At 76.6% G+C, this 21,126-nt stretch carries 16 protein-coding genes and 1 pseudogene; 10 read left to right on the plus strand and 7 right to left on the minus strand.

Going from position 1 to position 21,126, the window contains the following annotated elements:
* The first annotated feature begins 96 nt into the window (after nt 1–96).
* The 3 genes and pseudogenes from ACFCY1_RS05755 (at nt 97) to lanKC (ending at nt 4,364) form a co-directional block, all read left to right on the plus strand.
* The gene (locus ACFCY1_RS05755; protein ID WP_158077737.1) at nt 97–273 is read left to right on the plus strand and encodes a hypothetical protein; all 177 of its coding nucleotides are present in this window, start codon (nt 97–99) and stop codon (nt 271–273) included.
* Nucleotides 274–483: 210 nt separating this feature from the next.
* Nucleotides 484–1,774, plus strand: a pseudogene (locus ACFCY1_RS05760) (MFS transporter); the annotation flags it as partial.
* A gap of 43 nt (nt 1,775–1,817) precedes the next feature.
* Nucleotides 1,818–4,364 carry a class III lanthionine synthetase LanKC gene (gene lanKC, locus ACFCY1_RS05765; RefSeq protein WP_375873657.1) on the plus strand — a complete coding sequence of 849 codons (2,547 nt, stop codon included), beginning with the start codon at nt 1,818–1,820 and terminating at the stop codon, nt 4,362–4,364.
* Between the two features lie 16 nt (nt 4,365–4,380).
* Here lanKC and ACFCY1_RS05770 read toward each other — a convergent pair whose 3' ends face one another.
* The gene (locus ACFCY1_RS05770; RefSeq protein WP_375873658.1) at nt 4,381–6,327 is read right to left on the minus strand and encodes a BTAD domain-containing putative transcriptional regulator; all 1,947 of its coding nucleotides are present in this window, start codon (nt 6,325–6,327) and stop codon (nt 4,381–4,383) included.
* A 651-nt stretch (nt 6,328–6,978) separates the two neighbouring features.
* Here ACFCY1_RS05770 and ctaD point away from each other — a divergent pair.
* The 4 genes from ctaD (at nt 6,979) to ACFCY1_RS05790 (ending at nt 11,122) form a co-directional block, all read left to right on the plus strand.
* Nucleotides 6,979–8,730 (plus strand): cytochrome c oxidase subunit I, encoded by a 1,752-nt coding sequence (ctaD, locus tag ACFCY1_RS05775; protein ID WP_375873691.1) that lies wholly within the window; start codon nt 6,979–6,981, stop codon nt 8,728–8,730.
* Nucleotides 8,731–8,847: 117 nt separating this feature from the next.
* Entirely contained in the window at nt 8,848–9,381 is a 534-nt protein-coding gene (locus ACFCY1_RS05780; protein ID WP_074003717.1) for a hypothetical protein, read from the plus strand.
* A gap of 158 nt (nt 9,382–9,539) precedes the next feature.
* Complete coding sequence (locus ACFCY1_RS05785; protein WP_074003716.1) at nt 9,540–10,259, plus strand: response regulator transcription factor; 720 nt, start codon at nt 9,540–9,542, stop codon at nt 10,257–10,259.
* 398 nt (nt 10,260–10,657) lie between these two features.
* Nucleotides 10,658–11,122 carry a pyridoxamine 5'-phosphate oxidase family protein gene (locus ACFCY1_RS05790; RefSeq protein WP_082346202.1) on the plus strand — a complete coding sequence of 155 codons (465 nt, stop codon included), beginning with the start codon at nt 10,658–10,660 and terminating at the stop codon, nt 11,120–11,122.
* Between the two features lie 6 nt (nt 11,123–11,128).
* Here the strand turns inward: ACFCY1_RS05790 and ACFCY1_RS05795 are convergent, their stop codons facing one another.
* On the minus strand, nt 11,129–11,710 hold the full coding sequence (locus ACFCY1_RS05795; protein ID WP_074003715.1) for a TetR/AcrR family transcriptional regulator: 582 nt from the start codon (nt 11,708–11,710) through the stop codon (nt 11,129–11,131).
* A complete protein-coding gene (locus tag ACFCY1_RS05800; protein WP_117486648.1) occupies nt 11,707–12,852 on the minus strand; it encodes a saccharopine dehydrogenase in 1,146 nt (381 codons plus the stop codon). Before ACFCY1_RS05800 ends, ACFCY1_RS05795 begins: the two co-directional genes overlap by 4 nt.
* 38 nt (nt 12,853–12,890) lie before the next feature.
* Here ACFCY1_RS05800 and ACFCY1_RS05805 point away from each other — a divergent pair, with 38 nt between their 5' ends.
* A complete protein-coding gene (locus ACFCY1_RS05805) occupies nt 12,891–13,730 on the plus strand; it encodes an alpha/beta fold hydrolase (protein ID WP_049659241.1) in 840 nt (279 codons plus the stop codon).
* A gap of 66 nt (nt 13,731–13,796) precedes the next feature.
* Here ACFCY1_RS05805 and ACFCY1_RS05810 read toward each other — a convergent pair whose 3' ends face one another.
* A complete protein-coding gene (locus ACFCY1_RS05810) occupies nt 13,797–15,494 on the minus strand; it encodes a GAF domain-containing protein (protein ID WP_375873692.1) in 1,698 nt (565 codons plus the stop codon).
* A 367-nt stretch (nt 15,495–15,861) separates the two neighbouring features.
* Here ACFCY1_RS05810 and ACFCY1_RS05815 point away from each other — a divergent pair, with 367 nt between their 5' ends.
* A complete protein-coding gene (locus ACFCY1_RS05815) occupies nt 15,862–16,722 on the plus strand; it encodes a universal stress protein (protein WP_375873659.1) in 861 nt (286 codons plus the stop codon).
* A gap of 211 nt (nt 16,723–16,933) precedes the next feature.
* The gene (locus ACFCY1_RS05820; protein WP_375873660.1) at nt 16,934–17,944 is read left to right on the plus strand and encodes an Acg family FMN-binding oxidoreductase; all 1,011 of its coding nucleotides are present in this window, start codon (nt 16,934–16,936) and stop codon (nt 17,942–17,944) included.
* An 87-nt stretch (nt 17,945–18,031) separates the two neighbouring features.
* On the opposite strand, the gene ACFCY1_RS05825 is transcribed toward ACFCY1_RS05820, so the two are convergent.
* The 3 genes from ACFCY1_RS05825 to ACFCY1_RS05835 are packed head-to-tail and all read right to left on the minus strand — an operon-like array spanning nt 18,032 to nt 20,945.
* Nucleotides 18,032–18,517 carry a copper chaperone PCu(A)C gene (locus ACFCY1_RS05825; protein WP_375873661.1) on the minus strand — a complete coding sequence of 162 codons (486 nt, stop codon included), beginning with the start codon at nt 18,515–18,517 and terminating at the stop codon, nt 18,032–18,034.
* Nucleotides 18,514–20,787, minus strand: a complete 2,274-nt coding sequence (locus ACFCY1_RS05830; RefSeq protein WP_375873662.1) for a heavy metal translocating P-type ATPase — start codon at nt 20,785–20,787, stop codon at nt 18,514–18,516. The genes ACFCY1_RS05825 and ACFCY1_RS05830 overlap by 4 nt, the downstream gene beginning before the upstream one ends.
* A complete protein-coding gene (locus ACFCY1_RS05835) occupies nt 20,784–20,945 on the minus strand; it encodes a hypothetical protein (protein WP_375873663.1) in 162 nt (53 codons plus the stop codon). Before ACFCY1_RS05835 ends, ACFCY1_RS05830 begins: the two co-directional genes overlap by 4 nt.
* Between the last annotated feature and the right edge of the window lie 181 nt (nt 20,946–21,126).

The raw sequence follows: 21,126 nt of genomic DNA on the forward strand, positions 1-21,126 counted from the left end.
AAGCCGGGCGCAGGCGGCTCGGGCCACGGTGGTCGGCAACGGCGGGCAGCCGCCCGCCGGAGCCGTAACCACCCCCGCGCGGAAGGGAGTTCGACCATGGCCGAGAACATGGAGCAGCAGAACGTCGGCGAGAGCGGCGAGGAGACCCCGGAGGTCGAGGCGCACGTCGCCAACATCCTGGACCTCCAGGCGATGAAGGTCCTGAGCGAGTCCTCGGACGGTCTCTGCTTCAGCCTGATCAGCTACGTCCACGGCGCCGAGACCACGGTCTGACCGGAGCCCGGACACCGGGCCGTGCGCGGGGGCGGACGCACCGCCGCCCCCGGCCGCCGACACCCGGTCGCCGGTTCCCGGTCACTGGTTCACCGGTCACCGGTCACCGGCAATCGGTCACCGCAAGGCTTCCGGGGCGGTCCCGCCGAGACGGGGCCGCCCCGGCCCGATCCGCACCCCCGGGTGCCCCGCCGACCACGGAGGACGGCCATGGACCCCACCCCGCTCTCCCGCAACCGGGACTTCCGGCTGCTCTGGGCCGGCGGCCTGCTGGCCTCCCTCGGCTCCCAACTCGCCTCGATCGCCCTGCCGTTGCTGGTCCTGCGGGAGACCGGGTCGGCGGCCCGGGCGGGCGCCATCGGCACCGTCTCGGTCGGCGCGCTGCTGATCACCACGCTGCCCGGCGGGGTGCTCGCCGACCGGATCGAGCGGCGCCGGCTGATGCGGATCTGCGACGTCCTCAGCCTGCTCGCGGTCGCCGCCCTGGTCGTCGCGGTGCTGCGCGGGCACACCCCGCTGCCGCTGGTCCTGCTGGTCGCCGCCGCCGGGGCGCTGATCTCCAGCGTCTACGGGCCGGCCGCCGGCGCCCTGCTGCGCGCGGTGGTGCCCACCGGGCAGGCCCGCGAGGCCTCCTCCCGGATGCAGGCGCGCGGCGCCGCCGCCCGGCTGGCCGGACCGCTCGGCGGCGGGGCGCTGTTCGCCTGGCACCCGGTGCTGCCGTTCCTCGCCGAGGGCGTCGGCCTGCTGCTGTCCACCGTCTGCGTGGCGCTGATCCGGACCCGCGCGAAGCCCGCCACGACGGGCGGACCGGCGTTCAGCCGGGCCGAACTGACCGCCGGACTGGCCTTCGTCTGGCACCGGCCCTACCTGCGCACCCTGCTGCTGGTCTTCGGCCTCGGGATGAACTTCGCGTTCAGCGCGCTGATGTTCACCACCCTGGCCGTCGCCTCCGACGGCGGCCGCTCCGGCCTCGGCGGTGGCACCGTCGTCTCCTGCACCGCGGCCGGCGCCCTGGCCGGGGCGCTGCTCGCCCCGAGGCTCGCCGCCCGGGCCCGCGACGGCAGCCTGGTCGCGCTCGCCTGCTGGGCCTGCGCGCTCACCGCCGGGGTGCTGGTGCTGACCAGGGCCCCGCTGGTGATCGGGCTGCTCTGCGCCGTCTGCATGTGCCTGTCCACCGTCGCCAGCATCGGCTTCGTCTCCGGCATGCTGACCGCCGCGCCGCCCGACCGGATCGGCCGGGTGCAGAGCGCGGCCGGCTTCCTGTCCACCCTGGTCCAGCCGTTCGGCCCGCTGGTCGGCGGCGTCCTGCTCGGCTCGCTCGGCGGCACCCGGACCTTCGCCCTGCTGGCCCTCGCCATCGCGCTCTGCGCGGCCGTGGTCACCTGGGCGCCGCCGGTGCGGCGCGGACCGGTGCTCAGCCCCGCCGTCTGACGCACCGCCCGCCGACGCACTGCCCGCCGACGCATCGCCCGCCGAGGCGCCGCCCACCGAGGCACCGCCCGCTCCCGGACGACCCCGGAAGACTTCGGAACAGGAGGCCCACGATGGCCGACGTCCACGAGACCCAGCTCTACTGCCTCGCCGACCCGACGTACTACGACACCCCCGGACGGCTGCGGGACGGGGACAGCCGCTACCCGCTGGGCCTCGGCGAGCCGCCCGAGGGCTGGCGGCGGGAGCAGCGCGGGCTGTGGACGGTGCTGCGGCCCGACGGCGGCCACCTGCCCGAGCAGGGCTGGAAGCTGCACGTGTCGGCGGCGCAGGACGGCGCCGAGCGGACGCTGGCCGTCGTCGCGGGGATCTGCACCGCCCGCCGGGTGGCGTTCAAGTTCCTGCGCAGCCCGGTGGCGCTGCGGGTGGCCAACGGCAAGTACGCGGGGCGCGGCGGCAGCGGCAAGTTCGTCACCGTCTACCCGGCCACGGACGCCGAATTTCTCTCCCTGGCCGAGGAGTTGGCCGAGGCGCTGGCGGGCTTCCCCGGGCCGTACGTGCTCACCGACCTGCGGATCGGCGACGCCCCGGTGTACGCCCGCTACGGGGCCTTCGTCGAGCTGTGGTGCCGGGACGCGGAGGGCAGGACCGTCCCGGCCCTGCGGGACCCGTCCGGCGCGCTGGTGCCGGACCCGCGCGAGCCGGCCTTCCGGCTGCCCGCCTGGGTCGAGCCGCCGGCGGCGCTGCGCCCGCACCTGGCCGCCCGGGAGGCGGCCGGCGGGGAGCTGCCGTACCGGATCGTCGAGGTGCTCCAGGTCTCCAACGCGGGCGGGATCTACCTGGCCGAGAAGCACGGCACGGGCGAGCGGGTGGTGCTGCGCGAGGCCCGCCCGTACGCCGGGCTGGACGGCACCGGGGCGGACGCCCTGACCCGGCTGCGGCGCGAGCGGTGGGCGCTGGAGCGGCTGGCCGGGCTGGCGTGCGTGCCCCGGCTGCACGAGGTGCGCACGGTGTGGGAGCACACCTTCCTGGTGCAGGAGCACATCGAGGGCGTCCAGCTGTTCGCCGAGGCGATCCGGCGCTACCCGCTGGTGCACCAGAACTGCACCGCCGAGCAGCGCGCCGCGTACGCGCGGTGGGTCGGCGGGGTGGTGGACGGGCTGGCGGAGGCGCTCGACGCCCTGCACGCGCGGGGCGTGCGGTTCGGGGACCTCCACCCGGCCAACGTGGTGCTCCGGCCGGACGGGTCGGTGGTGCTGGTGGACTTCGAGTACGCGGCCGAGCTGGACGACCGGCGGGTGCCGACGGCCGGCGCCGCCGGGCAGCACGTCCCGCCCGGTCTGGGCGGCGCCGAGGCCGACCGCTACCTGCTGTGGGCCACCTGGCTGATGCTGCTGATGCCGGTGATGGAGCTCGCCGACTGCGACCCGGGCAAGCTCCCGGCGCTGGAACGGCGGGCGCGGGAGTGGTTCGGACTGGGACCGGAGGAGGGGCCGGTGCGGCCCGCGGCGGTGGCACGGGTGGAGTCGGCGAGCGAGCGGCGCGGCCGGGAGCTGCTGGCCGGGCCCTCGCTCGACCCGGTGTGCCGGGAGCTGGTCGCGGGCATCCACGCGGGCGCCACCCCGGACCGCCCGGACCGGCTCTTCCCCGGGGACGTGGCAGGCTTCGCCGACGGCGGGACGGGCGTGTCGCACGGCGCGGCCGGGGTGCTGTACGCGCTGCACCGCGCCGGGGCCGACTGGCCGCAGGAGTACGCGGACTGGCTGGTCGCGGCGGTGCGCCGGCGGGCCGACCGCCCGGCCGCCGGCGGGCTGTACGACGGGCCGCTCGGCATCGCGCTGGCGCTGGCCCGGATCGGCCGGACGGAGGCGGCCGAGGAGCTGGCCGGGCGCGCCCGTACGGCCCTCCCGGCGCGCGCGGCGGGCCTGTTCGGCGGCCGGGCCGGCGCGGCGCTGGCCCGGCTGCGGCTGGCGGACGCGCTGGACAGCCCCCGGGAGCTGGCCCACGCGCTGGACGACGCACGGGAGTTGGCCGCGGTGCTGGGCGGCGGGCCGGTGCCCGGGCTGGACGAGCCCGCGGCCGCCGGGCTGCTGTACGGCCTGGCGGGCGTCGCGCTGCTCCAGCTGCGGCTGTACCGGCGGACCGGGGAGCGGTGGCTGCTGGACTCCGGGCGGGTGGCGCTGGAGCGGGCGGTGGCGCGGTGCGTCCGGGTGCCCGACGGGTCCGCGCAGGTGCTGGAGTCCGGGCGCAGGCTGGCCTACCTGGACCGGGGCAGCAGCGGGATCGCACTGGTGCTGCGGGAGTACCTGGAGCACGGCGAACTGCCGGGCGGGGAGGCCTTCCTGGCCGATGTGCGGAAGGTCTGCGCGCCCGGGTTCATCCGGGAGCCGGGGCTGTTCCGGGGCCGGGTCGGGCTGACGCTGGCGCTGGACCGGCTGGGCGGGGCGCCGGCCCGGGAGGCGGTGCTCGGCCAGGTGGGCCGGCTCCAGTGGCACCTGGTGGCCCGGCCGGAGGGGCTGCTGGTGCCGGGGTTGCGGCTGCGGCGCTTCTCGGCGGACCTGCACACGGGCGCGGCCGGGGTGCTGCTGGCGCTGTCCGGGCTGACGGAGGGGCGCGGGGCGGAGCGGGCGGACGTGCTGGACCTGCTGACCCTGGGGTGAGCGGGGCCCGGGGCTGTCACACGGGTTCCGGGGACCGCGCGGGCGCCGCGACGGCGGTCTGCGGTGCCCCGACGGTCTCCGGTGCCCCGATGGCGGTCCGCACCGCCCGCTCCCGGGCGTGCAGATGGGTGAGCCGGGGCAGGGCGTACAGCGCGGCGTGGGCGGTGACCTCGCCGGTGGGAGAGGTGACCGCCCCGGTGTCGGTGAGCGCCTCCAGGGTGCGCAGGGCGAGCCGCTCGGGCCGGCCGAGGGCGGTGGCGGCCTCCGGGAGGGTGAAGAGCAGGGCGAGCGGCAGGGCGGCGAGCCGGGCGAGGGCGAGCCGGCCCTGGTCGGTGAGGTCGCGCCAGCCGGAGTCCAGCCGGGCCCGGACGGTGACGTCCCCGGCGACCAGTTCGTCCAGGGCGCCCGCCGGGTCCTCCAGCCGGGCCGCGTATTCGGCCAGCGGGAGGTGGCGCAGCACGGCCAGCCGGGTGCCCGCGACCCGTACGGCGAGCGGCAGCAGCCCGCAGGCGGCCGCGATCCGGGCGGCGGCGGCGCGGTCGGCGCCGGTGCGGCCGGTGCCGACGATGCGGCCGAGCAGGTCCAGGGCCTCGGCGGGGGCGAGCGGCGGGACGGCGATGCGGCGCACCGAGGCGAGGCCGGCCAGCTGGCCGCGGGAGGTGACCAGGACGGCGCTCGGGCCGAAGCCCGGCAGCAGCTCGCGGACCACGGCCTCGCCGGGGGCGTCGTCCAGGACCAGCAGCAGCTGGCGGCCGGCGAGCGAGGCGCGCCAGAGCGCGGCGGCCCGGGCGGTGTCGGCCCGGGCGGTGTCGGGCTGGGCCGGGTCGGCGGGGCCGGGGGCGGTCCGGTCGGCCGCGGCCGGTGCGGCGCCCGGGCGGCCGGTGAGGGCGGCGAGTTCGGCGAGCACCTCGGGCAGCGGGCGGGCGGCGCCGTCCTCGGTACGCAGCCGGACCAGAACCCGGCCGTCCGGGAAGCGGTCGGCGAGCAGGTGGCCGGCGTGTACGGCGAGCGCGGTCTTGCCGCTGCCGGCCGGGCCGGTGAGCACCGCGACACGTCCGCCGCCGGAGCCCAACTCGTCGACGAGCTGGCGTAGTTCGTCGGTTCTTCCGGTGAAGTCGGCGGTGTCGGCGGGCAGCAGGGAGCCGCCCGGGCCGGTGCCGCGGTCCGGGCGGGCGGCGGTGGGCAGGGAGCGGCCGCGGGCCAGCAGTTCGCGGTAGCGGGCGGTCAGCGCGGGGCTCGGCTCCAGGCCCAACTCGCGCGCGAGCAGCTGGCGGTGGGTGTCGTAGACGGCGAGCGCCTCGGCCTGTCGGCCGGAGAGGTGGAGGGCGTTCATCCGGGCGGCCTGGAGGCGTTCGCGCAGCGGGTGGCGCTCGGCGAGTTCGGCCAGGTCCTCGGCGACGGCGCCGGCGTTGCCGAGCTCCAACTCGGTCTCCGCCCAGTCCTCGTGGACGCCCAGGCAGCGGGCCTCCAGTCGGTCGGCCTCCGCCGCGACGGCGGGGGAGCGGCGCAGGTCGGCGAGCGGCGGGCCCTGCCAGAGGTCGAGGGCCTGGCGCAGCAGCCGGGCGGCGGGGGCGAGCGCACCGCCGTCGGCGGCGGCCCGGCCGGCCCGGGCGAGGGCCCGGAACCGGAGCAGGTCCAGCTCGGGCTCGGCGACCCGCAGCAGGTAGCCGGCCGCCGAGTGCGACAGCCGGTCGGGCCCCTCCTCGCGGCCGAGCAGGGTGCGCAGGGTGCAGATGTAGACCTGGAGGTTCTTCCGGGCGGTGCGCGGCGGCTCCTCGGGCCAGACCGCGTCGGTGAGCAGGTCGACCGGGACGGCGGTGTTGGCGCGGCTCAGCAGGACGGCCAGGACCAGCCGCTGCTTCAGCGGGCCGAGGGCCAGCGGGCGGCCGCCGGCCTCGCCGGTGAGCGGGCCGAGGACGGCGAAGCGCAGCCGGGTGGGGGTGGCGGGCTGGGCCAGGGGCATCGGCGTACCTCCGGGGCGTGGGCGGCGGCAGTGCGGCGGTGTAGCAGGTGGTGGGGGCCGTGCGGTGGTGGGCGCAGGCTACTTGACGGCCGATCGGCGCTGAAGGCCACGGAATCGACCGGCTTCGGTCACATCGGCCGCACAACCGGGGTGCCGGAAGGTGGGATCGACGGGGGGTTTCGTACGACTGTGCGGACGGCGTTCCGGCAGGTCGGGCCGGGTGGCGGGGGCCGGCCGGACCGGGCGGACGGAGGGCGCGCGGGGCGCCGCCGGACGGGTGCGCGGGGCGGTGGGGAGGGGCGCGTTCCGGCGGTTCTCGACCGGGGCTCAGCGCCGCGGCGAGCGCGGCCCGAGCGGGCGGCGCGGTCGCGGGAGGCGGCCCGACGGCCGGTCAGGAGGCCGCGTACGCGCGGACGGCAGGCGGTGGGCGAGCGGACAGGAGGTCCCGGTCGCGCGGTCGGGAGGTCCCGGTCGGGGGCCGGGAACTCGGGCCCAGCGGCCCCGGACGGGCGGGCCGAAGGGCCCTGGGGTGCGGAGGCGGCCTGTTCGGATCATGGAGCGCCACCCATTCGCACGACGTTCCGAAGGAGTGCGTCCTTGAGCGCCACCCAGGCACAGGGCGACCCCACCTCACCGCCGACGACCCTCCCCGTGGGGGCGGTCAGGGCCAGGAGGCCCGGTTCGGCCCTGGTCAGACTGCTGACCACCACCGACCACAAGACGATCGGCACCATGTACCTGGTGTCCTCGTTCGCGTTCTTCCTGATCGGCGGCATCCTCGCCCTGGTCATGCGCGCCGAACTCGCCCGGCCCGGAACGCAGATCCTCTCCAACGAGCAGTTCAACCAGGCGTTCACCATGCACGGCTCGGTGATGCTGCTGCTGTTCGCGATGCCGCTGTTCACCGGCTTCGCCAACTGGATCATGCCGCTCCAGCTCGGCGCGCCGGACGTCGCCTTCCCGCGGCTGAACATGCTGTCCTACTGGCTGTTCATGTTCGGCTCGCTGATCGCCGCGGCCGGCTTCGCGACCCCGCAGGGCGCCGCCGACTTCGGCTGGTTCCTCTACGCGCCGCTGTCCGACGCGATCCACTCGCCCGGCGTCGGCGCCGACATGTGGATCATGGGCGTGACGCTGTCCGGCTTCGGCAGCATCTTCGGCGCCGTCAACTTCATCACCACCATCATCTGCATGCGCGCGCCCGGAATGACCATGTTCCGGATGTCCATCTTCTGCTGGAACGTGCTGCTGACCTCGGTGCTGGTGCTGCTGGTCTTCCCGGTGCTGGCCGCCGCGCTGCTGGCGCTGGAGTGCGACCGCAAGTTCGGCTCGCACGTCTTCGACCCGGCCAACGGCGGGGCGATGCTCTGGCAACACCTGTTCTGGTTCTTCGGCCATCCCGAGGTGTACATCCTGGCGCTGCCGTTCTTCGGCATCGTCTCGGAGGTCATCCCGGTGTTCAGCCGCAAGCCGATGTTCGGCTACTCCGGCCTGATCGCGGCCACCATCGCGATCGCCGGCCTGTCGGTGACGGTGTGGGCGCACCACATGTACGTCACCGGGCAGGTCCTGCTGCCGTTCTTCTCCTTCATGACCTTCCTGATCGCCGTCCCGACCGGGGTGAAGTTCTTCAACTGGGTCGGCACCATGTGGAGGGGCTCACTGAGTTTCGAGACCCCGATGCTCTGGACGGTCGGCTTCCTGGTCACCTTCCTCTTCGGCGGCCTGACCGGCGTGCTGCTCGCGGCCCCGCCGATCGACTTCCACGTCTCCGACTCGTACTTCGTGGTCGCGCACTTCCACTACACGCTGTTCGGCACCGTGGTCTACGCGATGTTCGCCGGCTTCCACTTCTGGTGGCCGAAGATGACCGGCAAGAAGCTCGACGAGCGGCTCGGCCGGATCACCTTCTGGACCCTGACCGTCGGCTTCCACGCGACCTTCCTGGTCCAGCACTGGCTGGGCGCCCAGGGCATGCCGCGCCGCTACGCCGACTACCTGGCCTCGGACGGCTTCACCACCCTGAACACCGTCTCCACCATCGGCTCGTTCCTGCTCGGCCTGTCGATCCTGCCGTTCCTCTACAACGTCTGGAAGACCGCCAAGTACGGCGAGAAGGTCACCGAGGACGACCCGTGGGGCTGGGGCCGCTCGCTGGAGTGGGCGACCTCCTGCCCGCCGCCGCGGCACAACTTCGTCAAGCTGCCGCGGATCCGCTCCGAATCCCCGGCCTTCGACCTCCACCACCCGGACATCGCGGCCCGGGACGTCCTGGAGCACAGCGGCAAGCCCGCCACGCACCTGGGCGACGTGGAGCCGGCGAAGTACGACCGGCCGCTGAGCCGGGCCGACCGGGCGCGGGTGGCGTCCGCCTCCACCGACTCGCCCTCCTCGGACGGCTGAGTCCGCTCCCCCCGAACGCCGTCCCCGCCCGCGTCGCTGCCCCCGGGCGGGCGGGGACGGCCCCGTCCGCTCCGCTCCTCACCCTCCTCACCCCTTCGTGACCAGGAAGGCCGGGTCGTGAACCACACCGTTCTCGCCATCGGCACCGCCGCCCTCACCGCGAGCGGCTGTGTCTGGTACCTGCCCGCCATCGCCGACCTCCAGGCCGGCGCCGACCGGCCCCGCTCCACCCGTACGGCCGCCGCGGCCTGCGTGCTCTGGTGGGCCGGGCTCGCGCTCGCGGGCGGGCTGCTGCTCGTCCTGTCGGACTGGCGGCCCGCCGCCCAGATCGCGCTCGCCGGACTGGTGGGCGGCGCGGCGCTGCGGGTGCGGGCCCTGGTGGACCGCCGCCGGGAGGTACGGGAGACGGCGGTCCGCTGGGCCGCCCTGGACGCGGGGCCCGCCCCGCGCTCCAACCGGCCGCCGGCGCTGGCCCTGGCGGGCTGGCTGGTGGTCGGTGCGGCCGTCGCCCTGCTCGGAGCGGCGGCCATCCTGCTGTCCGGCGGCGGCGAGGTCGTGCCCCGGGTGGTGCTCGCGGCGGTCAGCGGCGCGGGCGTCGCGCTCGCCTTCCTGCTGATGGGGCTGGGGAACGTCCGGCGGCAGGGGCGCTGAGGGCGCCCGGACCGGCCCGGTCGGGGTCGGGGCCCGTACGGGTCCTGCGGCCCGGTCCGAATGGGGCCGTTGGGCCCTGGGCCCGCGGCCGGTCGCGGGGGGATGATGCCCTGGGCCCCGCTGGGAGTGTGCGGGGGTGACGAAGGTGGAGCCGCGTGATGGCGACCAAGACGGAGGGTGCCGAGGCTTCGGCACCGGTCCGGGTGTTCCTGCTGGACGACCACGAGGTGGTGCGCCGCGGGGTGCACGACCTGCTGGACGGCGAGCCGGACCTGGAGGTGGTCGGCGAGGCGGCGACGGCCGAGCAGGCGCTCGTCCGGGTGCCGGCCCTGCGGCCCGACGTGGCCGTGCTGGACGTCCGGCTGGGCGACGGCGACGGCGTCTCGGTCTGCCGTGAGCTGCGCTCGAGGATGCCCGGGCTGGCCTGCCTGATGCTGACCTCCTTCGACGACGAGGAGGCGCTGCTGGACGCCGTGATGGCGGGCGCCGCCGGGTACGTGCTCAAGCAGATCAGCGGCACCGACTTGGTCGCCGCCGTCCGCACCGTCGCCTCCGGGCGCTCGATGCTCGACCCCGGCGCCGCGACCCGGCTGCTGAACCGCCTGCGCAGCGACGCCGAGCCCGCCCAGCCGGTCACCACCGGACCGGGCCTGACCGTGCGCGAGCAGGAGGTCCTCGAACTCATCGGCGAGGGCCTGACCAACCGGCAGATCGGCGAGCGGCTCTATCTCGCTGAGAAGACCGTCAAGAACCACGTCTCGCGGCTGCTCGCCAAGCTCGGCGTCGAGCGCCGGGTGCAGGCCGCCCTGATCGCCACCGAGCTGCGCCAGGCCTCCGCCGCCCCGCAGCCCTCCGTGCTGCGCTCCGGCCGGTACTGATCCCGGGCCTGTCTTCGAACTCGCGTCTGCGGGGCGACGCTCCCCCAGCCTTCGGCCGGGAGGTACCCCCAGGGCACAAGCGCACCTCGCCGCGTTGTCGTCGGTCGCCAATGGCCCCCAGCCTTCGGCCGGGAGGTGCCCCCACCGCAGTGGCTCCCTCCTCCGCCTTGCGATGCACGCACCCCAACGCCGCCCCGCCCGCCCTCCGGGCGGACGACGGGAGTTCGAAGACCGGCCCGGGCCCTGCCCGGCGGGTCCTCCGGGTCCTGTCGGGCGGGGCCGTGGGCCGTGGGCCGTGGGGCCCGGGGCCGACGGCCCGCCGGGCGGGGCCCTCGCCGGGCCCCGCCGGGACCATCGGCCCTCGCGGCCCGGCCCGGGCCCGGGCGAGCATCGCTCGCATGAACCGCGACCACGTCCCGTCTCCCCGGCCCGTCCCGTCCCCCCGGCCTGTTCCGTCCCCTCGGCCCGTCCCGCACGACCGCCCCGTCCCGGCCGACCGTCCCGACCTTCCGGAACTGCGCGAACTCGACCGGAAGCGGTCGCTGGAGCTGCTGGCCCGGGCCGACGTCGGCCGGGTGGTCTACACCGTGGACGCCCTCCCGGCCGTCCTGCCGGTGCCGTTCCGGCTGGCCCCCGGCGGCGTGCTGCTCTCGGCCCCGGCCGGCTCCGAACTGGCCCGGGCGGTGGACGGCGCCGTGATCGCCTTCGAGGCCGACGAGGTGGACGGCCGGGACGGCTCCGGCTGGTTCGTCACCGTCCTCGGCCGCGCCCAGGTCCGCCCGGCCACCAGGGCGGCCGACCCGGGCGGCACGGTCCGCATCCGCATCCGCCCGGAACTCGTCATCGGCCGCCGCCTGGCCTGAAAGGGCCTACGGGCCCAGCAACGCCCCGGCGGTGCGCAGGAGTTCGGCGTCCGCCGCCGCGTCCGCGGTGCCGGCCAGGCCGGAGCGGAAGAGCGAGGCGCCCTCGATCAGCATCACGAACACCCGGGCGCGGGACCGCCGTTCCTCCTCCGTCAGGGCCGGGCGGCGTTCGGCGAGGAAGCAGGCGACCAGCTCCTGGTAGCGGTCGTAGAAGGCCCGGACGGCGGCGGCCACCGAGGGGTCGCGGGCGGCCAGCGCCCACAGTTCGGCGAACAGGCGGACCAGGCGCGCGTCCTGCTGCTCGGCGAGCAGTTCGCGGAGCAGGGCGTCCTCGTCGCGGCCCGGGTCGAGCAGCGGCGCGAGCCGTTCCACCGAGCGGGCGAGGACGCGCTCCAGCACGGCGGCCACCAGCTCTGCGTGGGTCGGGAAGTAGTGCTGGAGGTGCCCGAGGCGGACGCCCGCGGCGGCGGCCACCGCCCGCATGGACAGCTCGCCGCTGCCCGTGGTGACCAGCAACTCCTCCGCCGTGTCCAGCAGTTGCTCCCGCTTCTGGGCACCCTTGCCGCTCAGGCCCCGGACGCTGCTCATGCCGCCGCCTCCCCGCCGCGCGCGCCGTCGGCCGCGGTGACCGTGACGGTGACGCCGAGGGCCGCCAGGTCCTCCAGCACCCGCCCGGGGCGCGGGGTCTGCTCCGGGAAGGCCACCCCGGCGGGCGGCGGGGCGCCGTCCGTGCCGAGCGCCCGGCGCAGCGCCAGCAGGGCGCCGACGGCGGTGAGCCTGGCCTGGCCGGCCCGGTCCTCGACGGTGGCGGTGAGGGTGCGTCCGCCGGAGGTGACGTCGGTGCGCAGCAGGGCGGTGCCGCCCTCGCCGGGGGAGTAGAGCAGGGCGCGGCGGGCCGGCTCCCAGCGGTCACCGCGGCCCCAGCGGAAGAAGCCGGCGTGCCGGGCCGCGAGCAGGGCGGTGGTGGAGGAGCGCGAGCTGAAGCCGATCCGGGTGGCGGCGGTGGTGGTGCCCAGGGTGAGCGGGAGGGTGAACTGCTCGGGGGTGTCGATCCCGGCGACCAGCGTCGGGGCGTCGCCGATCCGGACGGTCCGCGGGCGGCTGAGCGGGACGACGGAGCGGCGCCGGCCGTCCTGCACCACCTCGTAGTCGAGCCCCAGGCGGTCCATGAACTCGACCGAGTCGGCGCCGGCCCGGTCCGCGAGGTCCCAGCGGATGGCGGTCTCGATCCGCTCGGCCCCGCCCAGCCGGTCCGCCAGGGCGGCGGCGACCAGGCTGGTCACCCCGCCCATCCAGGCCGAGGAGAGCAGCACCGGGGCGGTCGGGCGCAGCAGGGCGGCGAGCGTGGCGGCCCGCTGGAGCCGGGCGGTCCAGCGGGTGACGTCCACGTACGGGACGCCCGCGCGGACGGCGGCCCGCAGCACCCGGTCGTCCGGGTCGTTGACCACCCCGACCACCGCCCGTACGGCGGCGGTGAACGGCTCGGGGTCGGCGAGGTCCCAGCGGCGGGCGGTGGCGTCGTCCAGTTCGGCGGCGAGGGCGCCGCCGCGCTGCTCGGAGCGGCCGGTGAGCAGCAGCGGCCAGGAGGGGGAGGCGAGCCGGGCGAGCTCGGTGCCGACGGTGCCGTAGCCGCCGACCAGCAGGACGGGGCCGTCGGGGTTGTGACGGAGGCGGTCGGAGGGGAAGGTGGGGTGCACGGGGATGCCGCCGGAAACGGGTTCGGTGCTCATGGAGACAAATATAGGTCACACGACCTAAAATTGTCGTCATGACTGAATCCACTGTTACCGGTTCCACCGATGACCTGTGCTTCTTCGACAGCGGCCACGGCCGCCTCGCCTACCTCGACGCCGGTACGGGCGAGCCGCTGGTGCTGCTGCACGGCGGCCTGCTGGACCACCGGAGCTGGGCGGACCAGCTCCCCGCCCTGCTGCCCGCGTACCGGGTGATCGCGTTGGACACCCGCGGCCACGGCGCCTCCGACAACGCGAGCCGGCCGTTCCGGCCCGCCGACGACCTGGCGGCCCTGCTGCGCCACCTCGGCCTCGGCCCGCTGACGGTGATCGGACTGTCCATGGGCGGGACGATCGCCCTCGACCTGGCGCTCGAACACCCGGAGCTGGTCCGCGCGTTGGTGATCAGCGGCAACGGCACCAGCGAGTCCGAGTTCACCGACCCGTGGCTCGGCGAACTCGCCGCCGACCAGACCGCGGCCCTCGCCGAGGGCGACGGCGAGGGCTGGATCGACTCCTTCACCCGGCTCGCCTCAGGGCCGCACCGCCGCCTGGACGAGGTCGACCCGGAGGTGGTGCGCCGGCTCAAGGAGATGACCCGGAACACCATTTCCAAGCACACCCCCGACGACCCCCAGTACCTGGTGCCGGTCACCGACACCTGGAAGCGGCTGACCGGGATCACCGTCCCGCTGCTGGCGATCAACGGCGGCATCGACTCGGCGGACCACGTCAACCTGGCCGAACGGGTCGTCCGCACCGTCGTCGACGGCCGCGCGGTGACCGTCGAGGGCACCGGGCACTACCCGAACATGGAGCGGCCGGCGGAGTTCAACGCCCACCTGCTCGCCTTCCTGGGCGCCCTGCGGGGCTGACCGCCCCGCGGCCGCCGCGGGCTCGGCCGCCGCGCGGCGAGGGAGGCCGCGCGGTCCGAGCAGGCCTCAGGACCCGACCGGGGCCTCCCACGCCAGCCGGGTGCCGCCGCCCTCGGCCGGGTCGACGGTGAACGAGCCGCCGACCCGGTCGGCGCGCTCGGCCAGGTTGCGCAGCCCGCTGCGCCGCCCGCCCTCGGGCACGCCGACGCCGTCGTCCGTGACGGTCAGGGCCACCCGCCCAGCCAGCGCGCGCAGCGTCACCTCGACCCGGGACGCCCCGGCGTGCCGGGCGGCGTTGCTGAGCGCCTCGGCGAGGACCGCGACCACGTGCCCGGCCAGCTCCTGCGGCACGTCGGTGTCCAGCAGGCCCTCCATGCTCAGCCGGGGTGCGAAGCCGAGCGGCCCCTGGGCCTCGGTGACCACCCGGGTGGCCCGGGCGCGCAGGCCGCGGTCCGGCTCGCTGTGGGCGCGCAGGCCGAAGATGGTCGAGCGGATGATCTTGATGGTCTCGTCCAGGTCGGCCACCGCCCGGGCCACCCGGTCCGCCGCGGCCGGGCTCTCGATCAGCCGGCCCGCGCTCTGCAGCGTCATCCCGGTCGCGAACAGCCGCTGGATCGCCAGGTCGTGCAGGTCCCGGGCGATCCGGTCGCGGTCCTCCAGCAGGTTCAACTGTTCGGCGTCGCGCCGCCGTTCGGCCAGCTCCAGGGCCAGCGCGGCCTGGTCGGCGAAGCCCAGCAGCGGGCCCGTCTCCTCCGGCCCGAAGGCCGGCTGCCCCTGCGCCCGGGCCAGCAGCAGCACGCCCCGCCCGTACCCGGCACCGGTGCCCAGCGGCACCGCCACCGCCGCGCCCAGCCCGTCGAAGCGGCCCGCCGGACCGGCCGGGAAACGGGTGTCGGAGGCCAGCTCGTCACTGGTGGCCGGCGAACCGGAGGCGTACGCGGCGCCGGACAGCGTGCCGTCCACCGGCACCGTCACCCCCAGCCGCGCGGAGGGATCGGCGCCGAGCGCGACCTCCACCGTCAGCTCCTCGGCCCGCTCCTCCGGGCCGGCCAGCGCCACCGAGACGTCCGCCAGCTCGGCACCGGAGATCTCCCGGGCCCGGCGGGCGATCAGCTCGACCACCTCCAGCCGCGGCGCCCCCGACAGCAGGCTGCGGGTGATCTCGGTGCTCGCCCGCAGCCAGCGCTGGCGCAGCTGCGCCTCCTCGTACAGCCGGGCGTTGTCGATCGCCACCCCGGCCGCGACCGCCAGGGTCGAGATCACCGCCTCGTCGTCCTCGTCGAAGTCCAGCCCGCCGCGCTTGTCGGTCAGGTAGAGGTTGCCGAACACCTCGCCGTGCACCCGCACCGGCACCCCCAGGAAGGTGTGCATCGGCGGGTGGTTCGCCGGGAAGCCGGCCGAGGCCGGGTGGTCGGACAGCACCGGGCAGCGCAGCGGCCGCGGCTCGCGGATCAGCTCGCCCAGGATGCCCCGGCCCGACGGCGGCGGGCCGATCTCGGCGATCTCCTCCTCGCTCAGGCCCACCGTCAGGAACTGCGACAGGGTGTGCCCGTCCGGCCCGATCACCCCGAGCGCCCCGTACCGGGCGTCCACCAGGTCGGCGGCGGCCTCCACGATCCGGTGCAGCGCCTGCGCCAGGTCCAGCTCACGCCCGACCGCCAGTACCGCCTCCAACAGGCTGTGCACCCGGTTCTGCGTGCCGCGCGCCGCGTCGATCCGCCACTGGAGCTCCTCCAGCAGCTCGTCCAGGCGCAGCCGTGGCATCCGCGCGCCGCCACCCGCCGCGCCGCCGTCCGCTCCGCCCACCGCTGTCCTCCTCGTCGTCCTGCCCTGACCAGCCCGTCCACCGTCCGGACGGCCCCCGCCGCCCGACCCGACTCGGGTGCCGTCCGACCAGCGGGATTGCCGTGTTCAAGGTAGTGCCCCGGTGTCGGTGGCCGGGACGGCGGGGTCGGCCGTAGGCTCCGTCGGGCGGGCCTTTCGTCCCGTCGCGGAGGGTCCTGCGGCCTCTGCCGCCGGGCCGTGTGCGGGTGCCAGGGTGGGGGAGGAGCGGACGGGGCGTCAGAGCGCACCGCGGCCCGCACCGAACCGCCGAGCGTCGACAGCGTGTCGACAGTGTGGAGGAAGAGACATGACGTCAACCGTGCTGGCCGGGGTCGACGGGTCGCCGCAGAGCACCGCGGCCGTTCACTGGGCCGCCGCCGAGGCGGTGCGCCGGGGCGCCTCGCTGCGCCTGGTGCACGCCTGGCCGTGGCTGACCGACGGGGTGTCCTCCTTCGCCGAGTCGGACGACCTGCCCGAGGCCGTCCGCCGCACCCTGGCCGAGGCCGCCGAGGACGTCCGCGGCCTGCACCCGGACCTGACCGTGGAGACCGACGCCGTCCTGGACGCGCCGGTGGACGGTCTGCTGGCCGCCGCCGCGGAGGCGGAGCTGCTGGTGCTCGGCTCGCGCGGCCGCGGCGGCTTCACCGGGCTGCTGCTGGGCTCGGTCAGCATCTCGGTGGCCGGGCGCAGCACCGTGCCGCTGGTCGTGGTGCGCGAGGCCGGAACGGCGGGCGAGAGCGGCAAGGGCGAGGTGGTGGTCGGCGTCGACGCCCACACCCCGGAGCCGGAGGTGCTCGACTTCGCCTTCCGCGCGGCGGCCCTGCGCGGCGCCCGGGTCCGGGCGGTGCACGGCTGGGACCTGCCGCCGGTGTTCGGCTACGCGGGCGGCGCCGTCCCGGCCGCCGAGCTCGGCCAGCTGGAGGCGCTGGAGGCCGAGCTGCTCTCGCTCGCCCTGGCCGGACCGCGCGAGCGGTACCCGGACGTCGAGGTGGTCGAGGACGTGCAGCTCGGGGCCGCCCGCGCCCTGGTCGAGGCCTCCGCGGGCGCCGCCCTGGTGGTGGTCGGCCGGGGCCGCCGCCCGATCGAGTTCGGCCCCCGGCTCGGCCGGGTCGCGCACGCCGTCCTGCACCACGCCGAGGCTCCCGTCGCGGTCGTCCCGCACGGGTGACGGAGGCCCGTCCGGTGGATCCGCCCCCGTCCCGATCCACCGGACGGGCCTGTGCCCGCCAAGGCCCCCCCGCCCGGCCTTCGTGAGGACGGGCCCAAGGGCCCTGTCGTCCGCGCGGCCGGGCGCGCACGCTCGGAAGCAGCGGGACCTCCGGGCCCGTCCTGACCCCGCGGTTGATGCCGAAGCCCAGCGGCTGAAGGAGTGGATCGCCATGACGCTCGACCCGGCTCTCACCCAGATGCTCAGCGCGGCCGACCTGCGCCTGCTCGCCGCCGCCGGCGGCGCGGCGCCGTCGCTGCACAACAGCCAGCCCTGGCGCTTCGTGCCGACCCCGGACGGGCGCGGGATCGCCGTGTACGCCGACACCGATCGTTCCGTACCGCTGGCCGACCCGGCCGGTGCGGCCGTGCACATCGCGGTCGGCGCGGCCGTGTTCAACCTGCGGGTGGCGGCCGGGCGGCTGGACCGGGAACCGCTGGTCCGGCTGCTGCCGGACGTCGCCGAGCCCGGGCTGCTCGCCGTGCTCGACCTCTCCCGCCCGGCCGTCGCGGAGGCGCCCTTCGGTCGCGACCTCTACCCCGCCATCGCCGCCCGGCACTCCAGCCGCGAGCCCTTCACCCAGCGCGACGTGCCCGAGGCGGTGATCGGCGAGCTGATGGCCGCCGCCCGGGAGGAGGGCGTCACCCTGGCCGCGCTGGAGGAGGAGGGCGTACGGCGGGTGCAGCAGCTCACCGCCGACGCCGAGCGCCGCAACGCCGCCGACCCGGCCAGGGCCGCCGAGTCCCGTGCCTGGCTGCGGCCCGACGACGGCACCGCCGAGGACGGCATCCCGCGGTCGGCGCTCGGCCCGCAGGACCACGACGCCCGGGTGCCGATGCGCGAGTTCGGCGGCCGCCCGCCGGAGGCCCCCGAGCAGCCGCCCTCGCAGCGCTTCGAGGCGTTGCCCCAGCTGTGCACCCTCACCACCCACGGCGACGGCCCGCCGGACTGGCTGCGCACCGGGCAGGCGCTGGAGCGGGTCTGGCTGCTGGCCACGCTGCACGGCGTCCGGCTCACGGTCTGGCACCAGGCGATCGAGTGGCCGGACACCCGCTGGGCGCTGCGCGACCCGGCCGCCGGGCCGGGCCACGTCCAACTGGTCCTGCGGGCCGGGTACGGCCCGCCCGGGGCGGCCACCCCGCGCCGGGCGGTCGAGGAGACGCTCGGGGAGCGGCCTTCCTGAGCCGATGACGTAGGGCGTGTCCCGCAGACCGGAAGGATCCGCGGGACACGCCCTGACGTTTTCAGCGCGCCGGCTCAGCGCGCCCGTTCAGCGCGGCCGTTCGGCCGCCGGCAGCACCTGGGCGGCGAGCCGCAGCGGCGGGCTGTGCCGGAAGGTGAGGGTGAACTCCACCCACTGGCCGGCCCGCAGCGGCGGCGGGTCGGCGATCATCAGGTCCGCGTCCTCCGGGGTCATCCGCAGCTCGCCGCGGCCCGGCACCGGCAGCGCCGGGACCGGCTCCCAGCGGCCCGCCGCGCCCTGGTGCAGGTGCCGCTTCAGGGTGATCCGGCCGCCGAACTCCCAGCTGGCGCCGGTCAGTTCGTCCGGTATGTCGCCCGGGTTGCGGATCGTGAAGAAGGCCGCCGTGGCGGAGGCCGCGCCGGCCGTCGGCAGCAGCACCCAGCCCGGTCCGGCCTCCACCGGGCGGTCGCGGCCGGCCCCGCCGAACGCCGTCCAGCCGGTGAGCAGGACCAGGGCCAGCGCCGCCGCGCCGACCGGCGGGCCGACCGCCCCGAGACGCTGCCAGGCCTTCACCGTCGTCCTCCCCTGCGCTGTCCCTGTCCCTGTCCCTGTCCCTGGCCCCTGCGCTGTCCCCGCCCCGGTTCCCAGGTGCGCAGCCGCAGGCTGTTGCCCACCACGAGCAGTGAGCTGAGCGACATGGCGACCGCCGCCAGCATCGGGTTGAGCAGTCCGACCGCCGCCAGCGGGATCAGCACCAGGTTGTAGCCGAAGGCCCAGAGCAGGTTGGCCCGGATGGTCGCCAGGGTCTGCCGGGCCAGCCGTACGGCGTCCACCACCGCCTCGATGTCGCCGCGCACCAGGGTCAGCCCGGCCGCGCCGATCGCGGCGTCGCTGCCGGAGGCCAGCGCCACTCCGAGGTCCGCCGAGGCCAGTGCCACCGCGTCGTTGACGCCGTCGCCGACCACCGCGACCGTCCGTCCGGCGGCGCGCAGTTCGGCCACCACCTCGGCCTTGCGCTCGGGGGAGGCCGAGGAGTGCACCCGCTCGATGCCCAGCTCGGCGGCCACCGCCCGGGCGGCGCCGGGGCCGTCCCCGGTCAGCAGTACGGTCTCCAGGCCCAGCCCGCGCAGCCGGTGCAGGGCCCGCCAGCTCCCCGAGCGCACCGTGTCGCCGACCGCCAGGACGGCCGCCGGCCGCTCGTCCAGCTCGACCACGACGGCCGTGCGGCCCGCCTCCCCGGCCTGCGCCACCGCCTCGGCCAGGGCCGGCGGCAGCGCGGCGTCGTCCGGCCGCCCGACCCGGACGGCCCGGCCCTCGACCGTCCCGGTCACCCCGAGCCCGGTGGCGGCCGCGAAGCCGGTCACGGCCGGCAGTGGCCCGCAGCGCTCGCGGGCCGCCGTCGCGACGGCCCGGCCGATCGGGTGCTCGGAGCGGTGCTCGACCGCGCCGGCCAACCGGAGGGCCTCGTCCTGCGTGGGACCGTCCGCGGTGGTGACGGCGGCCAGTTCCATCCGGCCGGTGGTCAGCGTCCCGGTCTTGTCCATCACCACCGTGTCCACCCGGCGCAGGCTCTCCAACACCTCCGGGCCGCGCACCAGCACGCCCAGCTCCGCGCCCCGCCCGGTCGCCGCCAGCAGCGCCGTCGGCGTGGCCAGCCCGAGCGCGCACGGGCAGGCCACCACCAGCACCGCGACCGCCGCCGTCACCGCCGCCTGCGGGGCCGCGCCCGCGCCCAGCCAGAAGCCCAGCACGCTCGCCGCGACCGCCAGCACGCAGGGCACGAACACCCCGGCCACCGCGTCCGCCAGCCGCTGCGCCCGCGCCTTGCCGGCCTGGGCCTCCGCCACCAGCGCGGTGATCCGGGCCAGTTGGGTGTCCGCGCCGACCGCCGTGGCCCGCACCACCAGGGCGCCGCCCACGTTCACCGTCGCGCCCGCCACCCGGTCCCCGGGGCCGACCTCGACCGGCACGCTCTCCCCGGTCAGCAGGCTCAGGTCGAGCGCCGAACCCCCGTCGACCACCACCCCGTCGGTGGCCACCCGTTCGCCCGGCCGCACCACGAACTCCTGCCCGGGCAGCAGCAGTTCGATCGGCACCAGGCGCTCCTCGCCGTCCGCCCCCCGCAGGCACACCTGCTTGGCGCCCAGCTCGGCCAGCGACCGCAGCGCGGACCCGCTGCGCCGCCGCACCCGGCCCTCCAGCAGCCGCCCGGCCAGCACGAACAGCGGTACGCCGACCGCCGCCTCCAGGTACACGTGCGCGGTGCCGCCGCCGTCGGCGGTCAGCGAGAACGGCATCCGCATGTCCGGATCGCCCGCCCCGCCGAGGAACAGCGCGTACGCGGACCAGCCGAAGGAGGCCACCACACCCAGGCTGACCAGGGTGTCCATGGTCGCCGCCGCGTGCCGCAGCCCCCGCAGGGCGCGGAGGTGGAAACCGGCCGAGCCCCAGGTCACCACCGGGACGGCGAGCGCGAAGCAGACCCACTGCCAGGCGGTGAACTGCGCCGACGGCACCATCGACAGCACCAGCACCGGGACGGCCAGCAGGGCGGTGACCAGCAGCCGCCACCGCTCGTCCGGCTCCTCCGCCGCCACCCCGACCGGCGCCCCCGCGGGCAGCGGCTCGGCGGTGTAGCCCGCCCGCTCGACCGCCGCCACCAGCTCCGCGACCGGCACCCCGGCCGGGTGCAGCACCCGGGCCCGTCCGGTCGCCAGGTTCACCCCGGCCGTCACCCCGTCGATCCGGGCCAGCCGCTTCTCCACCCGGCCCACGCACGCCGCGCAGGTCATCCCGCCGACCGCCAGATCGGTGGCGACCACGGGCTCGGCGACGGCGCTCACCGCATCCCGCCCATGCCGTGCCCGTCCATCCCGGGCGACCCGCCGCCCCCGCTACCGGGCCGCAACCCGGGCGCGACCGGGCCGACCTGGCGCCCCACCCCGTAGGCCACCACGAACACCACCACCAGCAGCAGGACGAACCCCGCCAGCACACTCAACGGCCGGACTCCCGGCGACTTCGCACTCACCCCCCAGCAGTCGGACGGGCGACGCGGTTGGTTCCCGTACGTTCCGGAACCGGTTCCCGTACGTTCCCGAACCGGCGGTGCCAGGCCGCTCCGCCGGGCGGCGCCCCGGCGGGTGTCCCTTGTCAGTGGGGCGTCGTAGGTTTGCTCCGCA

It is taken from the genome of Kitasatospora sp. NPDC056273 (assembly GCF_042268845.1).
Lineage (GTDB): Bacteria > Actinomycetota > Actinomycetes > Streptomycetales > Streptomycetaceae > Kitasatospora.